The sequence below is a fragment of the Amycolatopsis thailandensis genome (assembly GCF_002234405.1).
Lineage (GTDB): Bacteria > Actinomycetota > Actinomycetes > Mycobacteriales > Pseudonocardiaceae > Amycolatopsis > Amycolatopsis thailandensis.
Map to the genome: position 1 here is coordinate 1 of NZ_NMQT01000095.1, position 17,447 is coordinate 17,447.

General features: G+C 71.2%; 14 protein-coding genes. 3 read left to right on the forward strand and 11 right to left on the reverse strand.

The genetic code is table 11. From position 1 onward, the window contains the following. Positions 1 to 26: 26 nt before the first annotated feature. From nudC to CFP71_RS25915, 5 genes are all read right to left on the reverse strand, one after another. Positions 27 to 1,040, reverse strand: a complete 1,014-nt coding sequence (gene nudC, locus CFP71_RS25895) for an NAD(+) diphosphatase (RefSeq protein ID WP_093936548.1) — start codon at positions 1,038 to 1,040, stop codon at positions 27 to 29. Next, complete coding sequence (locus tag CFP71_RS25900) at positions 1,040 to 2,416, reverse strand: M16 family metallopeptidase (RefSeq protein ID WP_093936549.1); 1,377 nt, start codon at positions 2,414 to 2,416, stop codon at positions 1,040 to 1,042. The genes nudC and CFP71_RS25900 overlap by 1 nt, the downstream gene beginning before the upstream one ends. After that, complete coding sequence (locus CFP71_RS25905; RefSeq protein WP_093936550.1) at positions 2,413 to 3,726, reverse strand: M16 family metallopeptidase; 1,314 nt, start codon at positions 3,724 to 3,726, stop codon at positions 2,413 to 2,415. The genes CFP71_RS25900 and CFP71_RS25905 overlap by 4 nt, the downstream gene beginning before the upstream one ends. A gap of 21 nt (positions 3,727 to 3,747) precedes the next feature. Beyond that, positions 3,748 to 5,337, reverse strand: a complete 1,590-nt coding sequence (locus CFP71_RS25910; protein ID WP_244199831.1) for a DUF2207 family protein — start codon at positions 5,335 to 5,337, stop codon at positions 3,748 to 3,750. Between the two features lie 85 nt (positions 5,338 to 5,422). Further along, entirely contained in the window at positions 5,423 to 7,192 is a 1,770-nt protein-coding gene (locus CFP71_RS25915; protein ID WP_093936551.1) for a DUF2207 domain-containing protein, read from the reverse strand. Between the two features lie 259 nt (positions 7,193 to 7,451). Between CFP71_RS25915 and CFP71_RS25920 the strand changes: the two genes are divergently transcribed. Then, positions 7,452 to 8,819 carry a neutral zinc metallopeptidase gene (locus CFP71_RS25920; RefSeq protein WP_093936552.1) on the forward strand — a complete coding sequence of 456 codons (1,368 nt, stop codon included), beginning with the start codon at positions 7,452 to 7,454 and terminating at the stop codon, positions 8,817 to 8,819. Between the two features lie 145 nt (positions 8,820 to 8,964). Here the strand turns inward: CFP71_RS25920 and CFP71_RS25925 are convergent, their stop codons facing one another. Further along, positions 8,965 to 9,933, reverse strand: a complete 969-nt coding sequence (locus CFP71_RS25925; protein ID WP_093936553.1) for an RDD family protein — start codon at positions 9,931 to 9,933, stop codon at positions 8,965 to 8,967. 61 nt (positions 9,934 to 9,994) lie between these two features. Between CFP71_RS25925 and CFP71_RS25930 the strand changes: the two genes are divergently transcribed. After that, a complete protein-coding gene (locus CFP71_RS25930; RefSeq protein ID WP_093936554.1) occupies positions 9,995 to 11,002 on the forward strand; it encodes a stage II sporulation protein M in 1,008 nt (335 codons plus the stop codon). Positions 11,003 to 11,019: 17 nt separating this feature from the next. Next, positions 11,020 to 12,093 carry a hypothetical protein gene (locus CFP71_RS25935; protein ID WP_093936555.1) on the forward strand — a complete coding sequence of 358 codons (1,074 nt, stop codon included), beginning with the start codon at positions 11,020 to 11,022 and terminating at the stop codon, positions 12,091 to 12,093. Positions 12,094 to 12,097: 4 nt separating this feature from the next. Here the strand turns inward: CFP71_RS25935 and CFP71_RS25940 are convergent, their stop codons facing one another. Genes CFP71_RS25940 through CFP71_RS25960 form a run of 5 tightly spaced genes read right to left on the reverse strand, consistent with a single transcriptional unit; the run spans position 12,098 to position 17,241 of the window. Then, positions 12,098 to 13,384, reverse strand: coding sequence for a DUF58 domain-containing protein (locus CFP71_RS25940; RefSeq protein ID WP_093936556.1), 1,287 nt, complete (start codon positions 13,382 to 13,384; stop codon positions 12,098 to 12,100). Then, complete coding sequence (locus tag CFP71_RS25945) at positions 13,384 to 14,343, reverse strand: AAA family ATPase (RefSeq protein WP_093936557.1); 960 nt, start codon at positions 14,341 to 14,343, stop codon at positions 13,384 to 13,386. Before CFP71_RS25945 ends, CFP71_RS25940 begins: the two co-directional genes overlap by 1 nt. A 17-nt stretch (positions 14,344 to 14,360) precedes the next feature. After that, a complete protein-coding gene (locus CFP71_RS25950; RefSeq protein ID WP_093936558.1) occupies positions 14,361 to 15,485 on the reverse strand; it encodes a DUF4350 domain-containing protein in 1,125 nt (374 codons plus the stop codon). Then, positions 15,482 to 16,123 (reverse strand): DUF4129 domain-containing protein, encoded by a 642-nt coding sequence (locus CFP71_RS25955; RefSeq protein ID WP_093936559.1) that lies wholly within the window; start codon positions 16,121 to 16,123, stop codon positions 15,482 to 15,484. The genes CFP71_RS25950 and CFP71_RS25955 overlap by 4 nt, the downstream gene beginning before the upstream one ends. Next, positions 16,117 to 17,241 carry a DUF7847 domain-containing protein gene (locus CFP71_RS25960; RefSeq protein WP_093936560.1) on the reverse strand — a complete coding sequence of 375 codons (1,125 nt, stop codon included), beginning with the start codon at positions 17,239 to 17,241 and terminating at the stop codon, positions 16,117 to 16,119. The genes CFP71_RS25955 and CFP71_RS25960 overlap by 7 nt, the downstream gene beginning before the upstream one ends. Between the last annotated feature and the right edge of the window lie 206 nt (positions 17,242 to 17,447).

Below are 17,447 nucleotides of genomic sequence, written 5' to 3' on the forward strand. Positions count from 1 at the left end.
GGGGCCTTCATGTACTTGAGCTGGGACTAAACGCCGGCCCAGGCCGCCAGCATCACGCGCGCGATGGACGAGTTTCCCGGCAGCACCAGCTGCCGCGTGCCGCCGGCGATCGGGGTCGGCACGGCGCCCTCGTTCCGCAGCTGGCTGTTCGCGAACGCGGCCCGCACCTCCGCCCGCGAAACCCAGAAGGCCTCTTCGATCTCGCCTTCCGCGGGAATCAGCGGAGCGGAGATGTCGGCTCGCGCGGTGAAACCGAGCATGATCGACCGCGGGAACGGCCACGGCTGGCTGCCGAGATAGCGCACATCGCGCACGTCGACGCCGACCTCTTCGCGGATCTCCCGCTCGACACAGCCTTCGAGTGACTCTCCCGCCTCGACGAAACCGGCGAGGATCGAGTACCGGTCCGGCGGCCAGATCGGCTGCCGCGCCAGCAGGACGTGCTCGCCGTTGACACCCGCGTCGTCGTGCACGAGGCAGATCACCGCGGGGTCGGTGCGCGGGTACTCCTCCCGGCCGCAGCCGGTGCACTTGCTCGCCCAGCCCAGCTGGACCAGCTCGGTCTCGCTCCCGCAACGCGTGCAGAACTTCGCCTGCCGACGCCAGTTCCGCAGCGCCTGCGCGGTGGTGAACAGCCCCGCCGACACGTCGTCGAGCAGGTCGCCGTAGCCGCGCAGGTCGACCCAGATCTCGCCTTCGTGCCGCGGGACCGCTTCGACGACGCCCCAGCTGCCCGCCATTTCGACGGTCTCGGTCTCCCCCTCGGGGCGGCCGGGCAACGACCAGAAGTCGGTGCCCTGCCACTCCCCCAGGAAGACCGCGTCGGCGGGCGGCTCGGTGCCGAAGTCCTGCGTCTTGCGGGTCGCGAGCGCGCCGGAACCCTCCACGACCGGGGTGCGCGCGTCCTCGTCGAGCAGCACCACCCGGGCGTCGGCCCAGCGCGTGGCGAGCCTGTCCGGGTTGGTGCGCAAGGATTCCTGACGGTCCGCCATGGAGCGCGAAAGCGTCGGGAGCGCCCCCAACCCGAACGGCGTCTCCATCAAGCAGGCTCCCCGACGGTCACATCGCCCAGCGCCTTCAGCTTCGGCGCGAGGACTTCGGCGTCGCCGACGACGACACCGGTGAACCGCTTGGGCGCGAAGAACTCCAGCGCCGCGTTCGCCACGTCTTCGGCGGTGACCGCGGCCAGCCGCTCCGGATGCCCGGCGAGCCATTCGGCGCCCAGTCCGGTCGCGGCGAGCGCGGCCAGCTGCGCGGCGAGACCCGCCTGCGAGGACGCGGCCGTGACCAGCGAACCGATCGCGTACTGCCGCACCGACTCGACCTCTTCGGCGGTCGGCGGCACGAGACCGAGCCTGGCCAGTTCGTACCGCGTCTCCATCAGCGCGGCCGCGGTCGCGTCGGTCGCGGTGTCCGCGTCGACGTTCACCACGGCGGTCTGGTCGGTGAACTCGAATCCGGAGTGCGCGCTGTAGGTGTAACCCTTGTCCTCACGGATGTTCTCGACCAGCCGCGACGAGAAGTACCCGCCGTAGGCGAGGTTCGCCAGTTGCAGCGCGGCGTACCTCGGGTCGGTGCGGGACACGGTCTGCGCGGACAGCCGGATCTGCGACTGCACGGCGCCGGCCCGAGGCACCAGCAGGACGTTGCCGCCGGCGAGGTCGGGCAGCGCGGGCAGCCGGACGGCGGACCGGTCCGAGGCCCAGCCGCCGAGCGCCTTCTCCAGGTCGCCGATGACGGTCTGTGGGTCGATGTCGCCGACGAGCACCAGCACGGATCCCCGCGGCAGCACCGAGGCCTGGTGCAGCGCGCGCACCTGCTCCGGCGTCACGATCGCGACGTCTTCGGCCTGCGGCACCTCGCGCACGGCGGGGTGGTTCCCGTAGCGGTGCTTCTGCAGCGCCTCGCGGGCGATCGTCCGCGGCTGCGTGCGGGAGACGGCGATCCGCTCGATGAGGCGCTCGCGTTCCCGCTCGACCTCGGCGTCCGCGTACGACGCGCCGGTCAGCGCGTCGGCCAGGACGTCGAGCATCGTCGGCAGGCCGTCGGCCAGGGAGGTACCGGTGATGGCCAGGCGCTCCGGGTCGACGCCGGACGCGAGGTCACCGCCGATCAGCGCCAGATCCGCGTCGATCTCGATGCGGTCGCGGCGGGCGGTGCCGGTCAGCAGGGTCTCGGCCAGCACCTCGGCCGTCGCCGGGTGCAGCTTGTCGTCGCCGGCGAACGGGATCCACACCCGCATCTCGACCAGCGGCACGGTGGGCTTGCGGACGGCGAGCACCCGCAGCCCGTTGCTCAGCGTGGTGTCCACATGGGACAGGTCGGCGGCGGCGCGCTGCGTCCCCAGCGACGGGACCGGACGCGGCCCGGCGGCGGTGCGGCCGATCTCTTCGGCGGTGCGGTGCGGTGCGCTCACTGCTCGGTGCCTTCCTGGTCTGAAGATCCACTAGCTCCATTGCCGGGGCGGACGACGAGCACGGCCCGCGAGTCCGGCCGCAGCGCCTTCGCCGCCGCCGAAACGGCTTCCGCGGTGACGCCCGACATCTTCTCGGCGAGCCGGTACACCAGCGACGCGTCGCCGTACAGCAGCTCGAACGAGCCGAGGGCCAGCGTGCGGGACACCAGCTTGTCGTGCTCGGAGTGCAGGCTCGCGGCCCAGCGCGCGGTGACCTTCTTCAGTTCCTGGTCCTCCGGCGGCGTGGCCGCCAGCTTCTCCAGTTCCTCGTCCAGCGCGGCGAGGACCTGTTCGGTGCTCACCTCGTGCGGGTGGATCGCGGTGATGGTGAACGTGTCCGGGTCGCGGGCCTCGAACGGGCCGAACAGCCCGGCGCCCGCGCCGATGTCGACGACCAGCGGCTCGCGGTGCACCAGGCGCTGCTGGAGCCGGGAGCCGTCTCCGTCGGTCAGCACTCCGGCGAGCACGAGGTTGGCCAGGTAGGCGTCGAGATCGTTGATCGGGTCCGGCATGCGGTAGCCGACGCCGACCGCGGGCAGCGGGGCGTGCGGGTCGATCTGCTCGCCGCGCAGCTCGCCCTCGGGGGCGGGCTCGGCGAACGAGGGGCGCTCGGGCGCGGGCCGGTGCGGCACGTCGCCGAAGTGCTTCTCGATCAGCTCGCGGGCCTGCTCGACGGTGAAGTCACCGGCGACGGTCAGCACCGCGTTCGCGGGCGAGTAGTAGGTGTCGAAGAAGGCCGCGCAGTCGTCGAGGGTGGCCTGTTCGAGGTCCTCGAAACCGCCGTATCCGTTGTGCGCGTTGGGGAACGTGGAGTACAGCACCGGCGGGAGGGTGATCCACGGGAACCCGCCGTACGGCCGGTTCAGCACGTTGAGGCGGATCTCCTCCTTGACCACGTCGATCTGGTTGGCCAGGTTCTCCTGCGTCAGCTTCGGCGCCCGCATCCTGTCCGCTTCGAGGAACAGGGCGCGCTCGAGAGCCGCGGCGGGGAGTACCTCGAAGTAGTCCGTGTAGTCCGGATGGGTGGAGCCGTTGAAGCTGCCACCACTCGACTGGACGTACCGGAAGTGCGCGAGCTTCTCCAGGCTCTCGCTCCCCTGGAACATCAAATGCTCGAAGAGGTGCGCGAAACCGGTGCGCCCTTCGGGCTCGGAACGGAAGCCCACGTCGTAGTGGACGCTGACACCCACCACCGGAGCGGTCGCGTCGGGCGCGAGCACCACGCGCAGACCGTTGTCGAGGGTGAATCGGACAAGCTCGGGATCGGCCATGCGCACCACCCTACGGGCTAGTCAGGCCTCCAGGCGACGGCCCTGGCGGGTCGCGGCGAAGGTTCCCACTAGTGCGGCGGTGAACTCGCTCACCCGCGCGAACTCCACCTCTTCGGCGGTTTCCTTGCCGTACCAGTAGATCTTGGGCGGCCCCTTGAGCGCGGCGAATCCGGCGACCCACGGTTCTTGTTCGCCGAGAGCGAGCGCGTAGGGCAGGGCCCGCGACAGGAGGACCTCGCGTTCGAGCTTCGGGACGGCCGAGGCCTTGGTCGCCAGCAGCGCGTCGCGGACGCCGAGCAGCCGCCGGTGCAGCGTGACGCCGGCGCCGGTGCGCACCGGCAGCCACCGGGCGGCGCCGGCGAGTACGGCGCCGGCGGCGATGACGATCAGTCCGAGCTGGGCATACCCGACCGTCAACGCCAGCAGGATGGTGAGGAACAAACCGTAGAAGCAGATCCGCAGGCCGACGCGAGTGAGCTTGCCGGGCAGCCGCGAGTACCAGCCGCGTTCGACCACGCTGTCGTCCAGCGCGGCCCGCACCGATTCGATCCCGATCCGCTCGGCCTGGATCTCCGACAGCAGCACCGACTCCCGCTCGTCCGGCAGCAGGGCGTCGAACACCGCACGTTCGAAGACGGTCAGCTGTTCGTCCGGCGGGTTGCGGCGGACGAGCCGCCAGCCGGTCAGCTCGCCGGGCTCCTCGCTCACCCACAGGTAGTTCCGGACCGCGAGGTCGACCACGGTCGCGGCGAGGTCGACGGCGTCGGCACGCCCCGACAGGACGGTGCCGACCTGTCCCGGCAGCACGCCGTCGGGTGACGCGAACGCGGCCTTGTCGTCCTTCCCGGTGAGCAGCCGGACCGGGAGCGCGCCGCCGGGGTGCTTGTCCCGCCTTCGCAGCAGCGCGAGTGCGACGGCGGCGGCGACCAGCGCGAGCGCGAAGCCGCCCCAGGCCCAGCCGACCGGAGCGGTGAGCACGAAGGCGCCGGCGAACGTCTTCGACGGCTCCAGTCGCGCGTTCGCCGGGACGGTCCCGCCGGGCAGCTCGACCGAGATCTCCATCCGCTGCCCGGCCGCGAGGTTCTGCTGGCTGAACCGGGTCAGCCCGGAGTGCGCGATCTGGGCTGTCCCGCAGTGCGCGCGCGATCCTTCGGGACCGGCGTAGCAGGTGACCGCGTTCGGGATGGACGGCGCGGCGAAGCTCGCGCGCACGAGTTCGAGCCTGCTGTCCCAGCCGCCCGCGAGCTGCCAGGCGACCCGAGTCAGGCCATCGGCTTCGGAAACCGCACCGTCCACTGTGTACCGGACGATCGAGGTGCCGCCCTTGAGTTTGACGGTGAACTCGTCGTCGGTCAGCTCGGAACCGCCCGCGCCCTCGATGACGACATCACGGATGCCGATGATCCGGTCGCGATCGCGCGGGGCCGCCGTGCGGAGCGGGATCCGGCGCGTCATCGACCCCTCGCTCGGCACGGACACCGCCTCGACGACCGACAGCGCGCCGTCGCGTTCCACCTTGAGCGAGATCTCCGCGCTGTTCGGCAGCGACGGCAGTTGTGGCTCTCCCTGCGCTCCCGCCGGTGCCGCGCCCAGCACCAGCAGGAGGACCACCAGCGGGAAAACGCATTTAGTCCTCTGAATGCGGTACTTGCGCGGGCAACTACCGCATCCAGAGGACGAATTGCGAGTGTTCACGTCAGGCGGGGACCGGTTCCGGGCGGATCGAGCGCAGGTGCCCGGATTCGGCGAGCAGGCCGTCCAAAGCGGACAGGAACGACGGCAGGTGCGCGGCGAACCGGCGCAGATCCCGGTCGCCTTCGAGGCCGCCGAACCAGTACAGCCCGGCCGAACCGTCCGCCGACGGGTCGAGCCCCTCGAAGGTCCGGAGCCAGTGTTCGGTGTCGCCGAGGACGATGGCGTACGGCAGCGACCGGGAGAACACCATTTCCCGGTCCGCCGGCGGAATGGCGTCGACCTTGACGGTGTGCAGGTATTCGAGCAGCCCGCGCACCTGGCCGACCAGCCGCCTGCCGCGCGAGGTGCGCGGCGGCACCCACGAGGCACCCAGCAGCGTGGCGACCCCGGCGAGCGCGACCGCGACGCCGAGCAGCGCGTGCCCGGCGGTGAACGTCAGGACCGCGGTGCCCACGAGGCCGAGCGCGACCAGGCCGATGCCCACCAGGGTCAGCTTGCTCTTGCCCTTGTCCGGGCGGCGGGAGAACCAGCCCTTGCGCACCACGTCGGCGTACATCGCCTCACCGGCGACACGGAGATCGACGGTGCCGCGGCCGCGGAGTTCCGACAGCAGCACGGAATCGGTGCCCTCGGGGAGGATCGCGGTGTAGATCTCGCGTTCGAAGGCGACGAGATGCTCGTCCGGCGCGTTGCGGCGGGCGATCTGCCAGTCGACGGTCCCGGCGCCCCGGACCTCGGAGATCCACAGGTAGTTGCGGACCGCGAGGTCGACCACCGTGCCGCTGACGTCCACGACGTCGACCGTGCCGTCGACGACCGTGCCGACCTGGCCGGGCAGGACGCCGTCGGGCGAGGCGAAGGAGACCCTGCCACCCTCGCGCATGAGGACGTCGACCGGTCCGGCACCGGCGGTGAGCGCGCCCTTGTCGCGACGGCGCAGGAGCACGACGGCCAGCGCGCCGAGGATCAGGAACAGCGCCAGCGCCCCGAAACCGATGCCGGCGAGGGTCGTGAGGGCGAACGCGCCGCCGACCGAGGCGATCTGCTCGAACCTCGCGTTCGCGGGCACGGTGCCCGCCGGGAGTCCGACGGCGAGGTCGACCCGCTCGCCCGCCGCGAGCTTGTCCTGCTCGATGCGGACGACGCCACTGTGGTCGGTCTCCGCGAGCGAGCACTGCCTGTCCGAACCGAGCGGCCCGGCGAAACAGTCCACTGTGGGCATTTCGCGCGTCGGCGCGCTGAACGAAGCGGACACCCGGGACAGTTCGCCGTCCCAGCCGCTCGCGACCTGCCAGCGCACCTGCTGCGCGCCGTTGACGTCCGCGACCGCCCCATCCACTTTGTACTTGAGGGTGGACGCGCCGCCGTCGAAAGTGGCGACCAGCTGTTCGCCGTTCGACTCGGTCTTGCCCGCGCCCTCGACCGAGACGTCACGGACCCCGTAGACGCGATCCTGCTCTTCACCGGCGGGAACCTTCAACGGGATCCGGCGCACCAGGTGCTGTCCACCCGGGACGGTCACCTGCTCGGCGATCGACACCGAACCGTCGCGTTCCACCTTCACCGCGATGTTCGCGGACGCGCCGCTCGGTGGCTGGAGCAGCCCGAGCTGCTCGCGCGCGCCGAGTGGCGGCGGCTTCGGCAACTGCGGCGCGTTCGTCAGCGAAGGGCCCGCTTCGGGCGCCTCAGGCACATTCGTCTCCGACGGCGGGGCCATCAAGGCCGAGCTCGCCGCGACGGCCACGACCGCCGTCCCCCATTTCGTCAACACAGCCACACACTCTAGGCCAGCCGATCTATGCTGACCGCCGAAACGCCGAATCCGCTACCTGGGCGAACGGCGTTGCCGAACCGCATGGGGGATCCACTCGATGAACCAGCAGCCGCCCGGCCCGCCTGATCCGCGGCGCCGGCCGACTCCGCCACCTCCGGGGCAACCGCGACCACCGGGGCCACCGCGACCGCCGCAGGGCGGCCGTCCACTCCCGCCTCCGGGGGCGCGTCCGCTGCCGCCGCGTGGCGGTCCGCCGGTGCCGCCGCCGAACCGGCCGGGCCCCGGTGGCCAGCCGCCGCCCGGCCGTCCCGGACAGCCGGGTCACCAGCCGCCGGGCGCGGGACGTCCGCCGATCTCGCCGCCGCCTGTCCCAGGGCCGCCTGTCTCACAGCCGCCTGTCTCACAGCCGACGCCGATCCCGCCGCCGTTCCGGCCGGGTCCGCCGACCGGTGGGATGCCGCTGCCCCCGCCGGGCGCGGCCCCGTTGCCGCCGCCGCAGTTCGGCGCACCGGTCCCGTTCCAGCCCGGTGCCGTCGGTCCGCCGCAGCTTCCTTACGGTCCGCGTTTCGCGCAGCCCGCTTTCGCTTCATATGGGGGCTATGGCGCGAAGAAGTCGAACGGCGGCGTCATCGCCGCGGTCGCGATCGTGGCCGTGATGGCGGTGCTCGGCGGGCTGCTCATGGTGATCACCATCGCCAACGGCGGCTCGAAACACGTGGCGGACGCCGGATACTCGAGCTATTCGTCGTACCCGACGACGTCGTCCTCTTCGGACTACACGACGACCTCGTCCAGCGACACGTCGACGACGACCACCGGCCGTTCGCGCGATTCGACAGCCTCGCGGGAGACGTCGGCGGGCTCGACCCGCGAGACGTCGGCGAGCCGGGCACCCTCCGGCCCGCGGCCGCAGCACAAGCTCGCGGACAATCCGCTGTGGCTGGACAACAAGGTCGGCCTGCCGAACCAGGCGTGCAACCTCTCGCGCTGGGCGACCAACCCGGACGCGTCGGCCGCGTTCTTCGAAAGCGCGCGGCCCTGTTTGGACAGTGTCTGGCAGCAGGTCATGAACTACACGCAGCTGCCGTTCCGGGTCCCGACCGTGAAGTACCCGTCCGGCAAGAACTGGTCGAGTCCGTGCGGCGACGCCAGCGGCGGCACGGTGGCGGCGTTCTACTGCTCGCAGAACGAGACGCTCTACATGCCGTACGAAGGCCTTCAGCCCAACCAGTACGGCAACCGGCCCGGGGTCTATCTGGCCGTCTTCGCCCACGAGTACGCGCACCACATCCAGGCGCTTTCCGGTATCTCGGAGGCCTACTGGGACGCCCGGTACGAAGCGGGCATCGACTCGGCCGCGGGTCTGGAGATGTCGCGGCGCAACGAACTCTCGGCGCAGTGCCTGTCCGGGACGTTCCTCGGTTCGACGGTGGGCCGCGGCGGCTCGGTCGACCAGGCGATGTACCGCGACGCCTGGCAGACCCAGGACCGCGGCGACCACAACGGCGGCCCGCGCGACCACGGCTCCGACGCGCACGCGGTCTCGTGGTGGCAGCACGGCGCGCAGAAGAACCGGATGTTCGAGTGCAACACGTGGGCGGCTAAGTCCTCCGACGTGTCCTGATGCTGCCCGCTGGCGCTACCCCGCTACCGCTGCTTCGCTGCCGCTGGCGCTACTTCGCTGCCGCTCTGCCGCTGCCGCAAGTCCGTGAAGGCCTCCTTCCCTACTCTCAAGGTAGGGAAGGAGGCCTTCACGGAACGGCGGTTCGTCAGCCCGGCGGGGCGAAGGGGTTTTCCGGTTCCGGAGCGGTCTCCGGCTGCGGCGGTGTGACCGGCGCGGGAGCGGCCGCCTGCGGATACGACTGCGGATAAGACTGCCCATAAGACTGAACAGGCTCCCCCTGCGGCGCGTACTGCCCAGGAGGCGCGTACTGCGCAACAGCAGGCGAAACAGCAGGCGCGACAGGCTGCGCGTACTGAGGCCGCAGCTTCTCCTGATCCCGCCGCCGACGCTCGGCCAGCACCGCCGACAGGTACGCCCACGACGGCACCCCCGGCGGCACCGGCGCCCCGATCTCCCCGGCGACCTGCTGCGCGAGCCCGTACCCGAGCGCCTCGGCCGCTTCCGGCCGAAGCTCGCTCGTACGGCTCAAGTACTGACGCACGGCCAGCGCGAGGTCGTTCGGCAACCGGGTCAGGTCCAGCTGCGAGGCCCAGTACGCCAGCTGCGGCGGCATGCCGACGTACGGCGTCCGTGCGGCGGGCATGCGTTCCCGGATCACCAGGGTGCCGGCGAGGTAGTCGCCGACGCGGCGGCCGTTGGGCGACAGCAGCGACGTGATCACCGCCACGACACCGAGCAGACCCAGCGCCCAGAAGTCCACGAAGAACCCGGCGAGCCCGCGGACCAGCGCGTGCCGGAACCGGATCGGGCCGCCGTCGGTGCGGACCACGCGCAGGCCGAGCGCCATCTTCCCGAGGGTGCGCCCGCGGCTCAGTGTCTCGAAGATCACCGGGTAGCCGACCATGACCAGCACGAGGGTCACCAGGAACAGGGTCAGCGCCAGGGCTTCGTCGCCGAACGCGGCGATCTGGCTCAGGACCAGCATCGCGACGACCAGCGTGACGAGCTGGAGGGCGACGTCGATCATCATGGCGAGCCCGCGGCTGGCCAGCTTCGCCGCGCGCACGTCCAGGACGACGGCCTCGCCGGTGACGAGATCGGACTCTTGTTCCACCCGGCAAGCGTAGTGACGAATAGGCTGGGCGACCAAGGACGATCGCCGGGAGGGCTCCGAGTTGGACGTGGACGTGTTCGTCGCCGCGCACCAGGCCGAATGGAATCGGCTGCGTGACCTCGTCGGCCGCGCCGGGAAACTCAGCGGGCCGGACGCGGACGAGCTGGTGACGCTGTACCAGCGGGTCGCGACGCACCTTTCGATCATCCGCTCGGTCGCGCCCGATCCCGTGCTCGTCGCGCACCTGTCCGCGCTGGTCGCGAAGGCCCGCTCGGCCGTCACCGGCTCGCACAGTCCCGCCTGGCGCGAGGTCCGGCTGTTCTTCACCCACCGGTTCCCCGCGGCGCTGTACCTGAGCCGGCGCTGGTGGCTGGCGTCGGCGGCCGCGTCGATCGCGGTGATGGCGATCGCGGCGGTGTGGATCGCCGGCGATCCGCAGGTGCTCGCGTCACTGGCCTCGCCCGAGGAGTTCAAGGACCTGACCGCGCCCGGCGGGAAGTACGAGACGTACTACTCGTCCGATCCCGCGGGTTCCTTCGCCGCGCGCGTCTGGACCAACAACGCGTGGGTGGCCGCGACCTGCCTGTTCCTCGGCGTGGTGCTGGGGGTCCCGGTGATCTACGCGCTCTGGGCGAACTCGCTGAACCTCGCGATCGGCGCGGCGCTGATGTCCTCGGCCGGACGGCTCGACGTGTTCTTCGGCCTGATCCTGCCGCACGGGCTGCTGGAGCTGACCGCGGTGTTCGTCGCGGCCGGGACGGGGCTGAAGCTCGGCTGGACGGTCGTCGACCCGGGACGCCGTTCCCGGACGGCGGCACTCGGCGAGCAGGGCCGTTCGGTGGTGGTGATGGCGCTGGGACTGACCGTGGTGCTGCTGATCTCCGGCGTGATCGAGGGTTTCGTGACGCCATCGGGCCTGCCGACCTGGGCGCGCATCGGAATCGGAGTAATCGCCGAGGTCGCTTTTCTACTCTATGTGTTCGTCGTCGGGCGCCGGGCCGCGAAAGCGGGGGAAAAGGGTGACGTCGACTGGCGATACGCTGGTGATTCTCGACCGGAAGCGGGCTGACCTGGTTAGCTCCCCCCATGGGGAGAAAACGTTTACGCGTCTTCGCGATAGCCGTCCTGTCCGTACTCGCCTCGACGCTGCTCGTCGGCGCGTCCCAGGCCAAGACCGTCTCCGCGCCTTCGGGCAAGCAGAACTGGGTGGTGAGCGTCGGCGGGTTCCGCACCGACGCCGACCGCAACTACGTCCGGCTCGGTTATCTCGTCTTCAACCCGGCCGACAACACCGTCGCGCACAATTTCTGGACCTGGAGCCAGGCGGATTTCCCCGCCCCGGTCAACAGCGGCGACGTCTACTACTGCGGCGACTGGGCACCCGGATCCAACCCCCGCAACAACTGCCCGATCAAGACCGCGCCGGGCTTCACCGGTGAACCGAACGGCCACTTCACCGGCACCTACGCCCAGAATTCGGGGCAGGTGGCCATCACCTGGACCAGCAGCACCGTCGACGGTACGACCACTCCCGTGAACCTCACCGAGACCTGGTCGGTTTCGGAGACACGGCCGGGGCTCGGCCGGATGCAGCTGGTCGGCGACAACTATTCGATCAGCAGCGGCATAGCCTACGGCAGCAACGCCTCCCTCGCGCAGACCAGCAAGGCCCCGATGAGCTCCGTCCGCGCGACCCAGCGGTCGTACCTGCTCGAAGGCCAAGGCGTGAACCGCCGCGCGATCACCAACTGGACCAGGGGAAGCAGCGGCGCCCTCGGCGTCGGCCCGGGGTGGAACAAGTGCGACGACGGCTCGTGTCTCGGGTTCGTGCAGTACGACTCCGGCTGCGATCCGTCCTCCTGCTGCCCCGCCGGCCCCGGCCACGCGGCGTGCGCGCAGAAGATCATCGACACCGGCGACAGGCGGTTCTACTACCTGAGCGACGCCTTCGGCGGACGGCGCAACAGTTACGAGTTCTGGTGCGAATGCCTGTCCTACAACGGTTGCTACCTCGGCAACAGCCACGTCCGCCCGCTGCTGCAGGTGATCGACGACGCGGGGGCGTTCCAGGGCTGGGTCGGCGCCGAGGTCAGCCCGGACCGAAGCGGCTCGCGGGATCCGTCGGGCGAGTACTACTCCAGTTTCGCGCTGGTGGCCTAGCCGATCACAGCCGTCCGGCCGCCTTCAGCGCGAGATACCGGTCGGCCAGGCGCGGCGGCAGATCCTCGGGCACGGCGTCGACGACCTCGACGCCGTGCCGCGCCAGCCGCGCGGTGACCTGGCGCCGTTCGGCCAGCACCCGCTCGGCCGCGGCCGCGTCGTAGACGGCTTCCGCGTCACCGCGCCCCGCCGCCATCTCGGCGACCCGCGGGTCGGCCACCGAAGCGATCATCAGCTGGTGCCGCGAAGTCAGCTTGGACAGTATCGGGAACAGGCCTTCCTCCAGTGGCGCCGCGTCCAGCCCGGTCAGCAGGACGACCAATGCGCGCCGCCGGGTCCGCCGCAGCACCTCGGCGATCATCCCCCGCGCGTCGGTCTCGACCAGCGATGGTTCCAGCGGCGCCATCGCGTTCACCAAGGCGGGCAACAGTTCCGAGGATCCCTGGACCGCGGCGTGGACCTGGCGGTCGTAGGCCAGCAGGTCCACGCGGTCACCCGCCCGCGCGGCGAGCACCGCCAGCAGCAGGGCCGCGTCCATCGCCGCGTCGAGCCGCGGCGCGTCGCCGACCCGGCCTGCCGAAACCCGGCCGGTGTCGAGGACCAGCACCACGTGCCGGTCGCGTTCCGGGCGCCACGTCCGCACCATGACGTCGGACGCGCGCGCCGAGGCCCGCCAGTCGATCGACCGGACGTCGTCGCCGATCACGTACTCGCGCAGGGAGTCGAATTCCGTGCCCTGGCCGCGGATCAGCACCGCGTTGCGGCCGTCGAGCTGTTGCAGCCGCGCCAGCCGCGACGGCAGATGCTTGCGGCTGTGGAACGGCGGCAGCACCCGCACGGTCCACGGCACCTCGTGCGAGCCCTGCCGTGCCGCGAGCCCCAGCGGTCCGGTCGACCGGACGGTGACCCTGGCCGCGGTCCGGTCGCCGCGCCGGGTCGGCAGGAGCCGGGTGGTCACGACGCGCCTTTCGCCCGCGGGCAAGGTCAAGCGGTGCCTGTCGTCCGCGCCGGCGCTGGGCGGCCACGCGTCCCGGAGCCACGCGCGCACCGGACGGCCACCGGGATTGGCGACGGTCAGCGTGACCTCGCAGTCCTCCCCCAGCCGCACGGACGTCGCGCCGGATCGCGCGAACGCCAGCTTCCGCACGCTCCCGGCGAGCACGAGATCCAGCACCACCAGCAGGAACAGCACCGCCGCGGCCAGCCCGATCCCGGCCCACGAGGGCAGCAGGAAGCCGACCACCGGCGCCGCGAGGAGCGCCAGCAGCCCGAGCCGCCCGGTGACGGCCATCAGCGTGGAACGGGCACGGACGCGAGGACGCGGTCCAGTACACCGTCGGCGGTCGCGCCTTCGAGTTCGGCTTCGGGCCGCAGGTCGAGCCGGTGCCGCAAAGACGGCCGTGCCAAGGCTTTGACGTCGTCCGGCGTGGCGTAGTCGCGGCCCGCGAGCCACGCCCACGCCCGTGTCGCGGCCAGCAGCGCCGTCGCGCCACGCGGGGAAACACCGAGGCGCACCGACGGCAGCGCCCGGGTCGCGCGGCAGACGTCGACGATGTAGGCGAGCACCTCGGGACGCACGGTGACCCCGGCGACCGCACGCCGCGCGGCGTCGAGCTGCGCGGCGCCGGCGACCGGCTGGATCCCGGCCGCGGTGAGGTCGCGCGGGTCGAAACCCTGCGCGTGCCGGGAAAGGATGCCGAATTCGTCCTCGCGGGACGGCATCGGCATGGTCAGCTTCAGCAGGAATCGGTCCAGCTGCGCCTCGGGAAGCGGGTACGTGCCCTCGTATTCGACCGGGTTCTGCGTCGCGATGACGATGAACGGATCGGGCAGCGGCCGCGTCTTGCCGTCGCTGGATACCTGCCGCTCCTCCATCGCCTCCAGCAGCGAAGACTGCGTTTTCGGCGGGGTGCGGTTGATCTCGTCCGCCAGCAGGAGGTTCGTGAACACCGGGCCCTCGCGGAAGGAGAACTCGCCGCTGTGCGCGTCGTAGACGATCGAGCCGGTGATATCGCCCGGCATGAGGTCCGGCGTGAACTGCACCCGGGTCGTCTCCAGGTCCAGCGCGGCGGCCAGCGCCCGCACCAGCAACGTCTTCGCCACCCCCGGAACGCCTTCGAGCAGCACGTGTCCCCGGCACAGCAACGCGATGATGAGCCCGGTGACCGCCGCGTCGTTGCCCACCACGGCCTTCCCGACCTCGGCGCGCAGCGCGATCAGCGCCGCCCGCGCTTCGGCCGCACCATCCACACTGGACTGATCGCTACTCAAGACCGCTCCACCTCTCGTTCCACGACATCGAGTCCGTCCGCCAGCCGCACCAGCGCGGCGTCATCGGCGGGCGGGTCCCCGTACAACAGCGCGCCGATCTCGGCGGGCGCCCGGCCGGTCCGCCCGGCGACGGACTCCACCAACGCCGCGGGTTCGGCGTCCCGGGTGAGGCCCAGCAACGGCCGGAGCCGCGCGCGAGCGGCCTCACGCAACGTTTCCCCGGCGTGCGCGGCGGCCTTCGCCCGGCGATACAACCGCGCCCGCCCCTCCGTGGCTTCGGCCGCGCGCACCACGACCGGGATCGGCTCGGTCACCACCGGCCCCAGCCGCCGGGAACGCCACAGCGCCAGCAGCACCACCGCGAACCCGGCCTGCAAGGCCGCGTACGACCAGCCCGCCGGGATCAGTTCCGACAGCGGCTTCTTCTCCGTCTCCAGCGACGGATCGGCGGCCGTCGGCAGGTACCAGACCAGGCGTTCGTGCTTCCCGAGCAGGCGCATCGCGAGCGCCGCGTTGCCTTCGCCTGCCAGCCACTCGTTGGTCAGCGGCGCGGGGGTGCCGAGTACGGTCACCGTCCCTTGTGGACCGGGGACTTCGAGATACGAACCGCCGTAACACTCCAGCGCCCTCGGCTGCGTGGCCGCGTACTTCAGGCCGCCCATCGTCGCGTTCCCCGCCGCGACGGGGTCCTTCGCCTCGCAGTCGGGCGCGCGGGTCTCGGTCTCGGCCTGACCGTTCACCCGCACCCCGGGGAGGACTTCGTCGACCGTGCCCGGGCTCGGCTGCACCAGCACGACGTGCTCGGCGTTCTGCCTGATCTCCGCGAAGGCACTCTTGGGCACGTACTCGGGCTTGGTGATCAGGACGGTCGCGTCCCTCGCGACGCCCTTGGCCGCGGCGGCGGTGCGCACGATCGGGATCTTGACGCCTTCCCGTTCCAGCAGGGTCGCCAGCGCGCGGCCGCCGCCGGGCTCGTAGGAGCCCGGTTCGAGCGCGCCGGTGGTCTGCTCGCCCTGGACGAGGACGAGCAGCGTCCCGGTCAGCACGAGCAGGAGGACGACCGCGAGCGGGAGCCGCACCCCGCGCCAGATCCGGCGGGCGTCGGGCGAAACCGAGGTCATCCGGCCGCCAGGGCGACGGGCCGGGCGCGACGGCAGCGTTCGTCCAATTCGGACAGTGAGCGGTAGCCGTCCTCGGTGGCCGGGATGCCTCCGTAGTGGACGTCGTCGAACAACCGCGCGCCGGCGCGCAGCGGGACGGCGACGTCGGGAAGCAGGCGTCCTGCTTCGAGGGCGGCTTCGTCGGCCGTCCGGCCCGACTTCTCGTCCAGCAGCGCCCGCTCCTCCAAGGACCGCACCACGGCGCGGAAGATCTCACGGACGGCGTCGTCGAAGTCACCCCGCGTCGCTGCTTCCTCGGCGGCCTTGCGGTGTTCGCCGGAAGTCTTGCGCTGCCCGGCGAACACGGCCCGCCCGCTCTTGGCCGACGTCGCCAAGGGACCGGATCGCACGCGGATCACCACCACCAGCACGATCAGCACGACGGCCAGCAGCACCACGGCGAAGATCCCGCCGGGCACCGCGCTGTCGACGGTGTCGAGGAAGCTCAGCAGCTTTTCGAGCACCCAGCTGAACGCCTCGGACAGCCAGCTCGGTTTCGCGTTCTGATAGGCCGGGTTCGCGAGTTCTTCGGCCGCGCGCAGCCGGGCGGTGTCCCGGTCGATGTCGACCGGGACTTCGGTGAGGAAGCGCGTCACCATGCCTGCGGCGGGGGCGGCGGCGTGATCCCGGCCGCGCGGGCCAGTTCGATGTCCATGCCCTCGCGGCGCATCCGCTGGTCGATGTAGAGGATCACGGTCACCAGCGCGGTGAACGGCCCGACGATCGTCTGCGCGATCACCGTGCCCACCGACTGGAGGATCAGGTCACCGGTCGAGGGAACGTACATCTGGTCCAGATTGCCGAAAATGGACAGGAAGGCGCTGAAGCTGAACGGGATCGTGATGATCGACGCCAGGAACGACGAGATCACGTACGCCAGCAGCAGGATCCCGAAGACCCGCCAGAACATCCCGGAGACCAGCTTCACCGACCGGCGGAACGCCTCCATCACGGTGCCGCGTTCGAGGATGAACGCGGGGCTGGCCAGCGCCCAGAAGGTGTAGGGGATGATCGCGGGCAGCAGGCAGAAGATGGCGGCGACCATGATCGCCAGCGTGTAGAGCACGGTCAGCCCGAGCAGCGGCAGCAGCCGCGGCGTCGCCTCTTTCAGCGCCTCTTTGAAGGTGACCGGCTTGCCCAGCACGGCCTTGCCCATCAGGACGGTCAGGAATCCGGTGAGGATGGTCGTCCCGAGCAGGGTGGCGACGAGGGTGATGAACGACGTCGCCAGCGATCCGCCCAGGACGCTGAACATCTGGTTCATCAGTTCCTGATCGGTGGCCGCCGGGCCGAGATCGCGGATTTTCTCGAGGTCGCCGGTGGTGTCGACCAGCAGCAGCCCGACCAGGTTGAGGGCCGCGGTGAGCACCGCGGTGATCGCGGCCGCGCCGAAGACCATCCGCCAGTACTTGCGCATGGCCGTGACCGCGCCGTCGAGGATGTCGGTGAGGTTCAGCGGGCGCAGCGGGATGACCCCCGGCCTGCCCAGACCGACCTTCCAGTTCGCGTACTGCTGCTGCGGCGGCTGATACGACGGCAGCGGAGGCGGCGGCGTCGCCCCGGACGGGGACTGCCACTGCTGCTCCGGCGCCGGTGACGGCGGCACCTCACCCCGCGGCGGCGTCGGCGCGTCCGCCTGCGGCTGTGCCGGTTCGCCCGCCTGCGGCTTCGGCGTCTCGGTACCTTCCGGCCCGGACGGTCCGCCGGTCTCCGTCATGCGACAGCCCCCTACCCGTTCATGTTGCTTGCGCACACTCTTCCAGAGGGTCCGACACCCAGCCAGAGCTGGGGGGACGACACTGATGGGTGACCGCTCGCCTCACGCTGGATACCCTCTGCTGCCAAGTGCTGGGAGGGGAGGCCGTTAGCTCGTTATGCTGAACATCGGACCGGGCGCCCCCGGTTCGCCCCTAGAAACACCGG

Bases quoted from the DNA above. Each gene is read 5' to 3' on its own strand.
- nudC (WP_093936548.1), bottom strand. From the start codon at position 1,040: ATGGAGACGCCGTTCGGGTTGGGGGCGCTCCCGACGCTTTCGCGCTCC.
- CFP71_RS25955 (WP_093936559.1), bottom strand. From the start codon at position 16,123: ATGGTGACGCGCTTCCTCACCGAAGTCCCGGTCGACATCGACCGGGAC.
- CFP71_RS25950 (WP_093936558.1), bottom strand. From the start codon at position 15,485: ATGACCTCGGTTTCGCCCGACGCCCGCCGGATCTGGCGCGGGGTGCGG.
- CFP71_RS25960 (WP_093936560.1), bottom strand. From the start codon at position 17,241: ATGACGGAGACCGGCGGACCGTCCGGGCCGGAAGGTACCGAGACGCCG.
- CFP71_RS25935 (WP_093936555.1), top strand. From the start codon at position 11,020: ATGGGGAGAAAACGTTTACGCGTCTTCGCGATAGCCGTCCTGTCCGTA.
- CFP71_RS25940 (WP_093936556.1), bottom strand. From the start codon at position 13,384: ATGGCCGTCACCGGGCGGCTCGGGCTGCTGGCGCTCCTCGCGGCGCCG.
- CFP71_RS25905 (WP_093936550.1), bottom strand. From the start codon at position 3,726: ATGGCCGATCCCGAGCTTGTCCGATTCACCCTCGACAACGGTCTGCGC.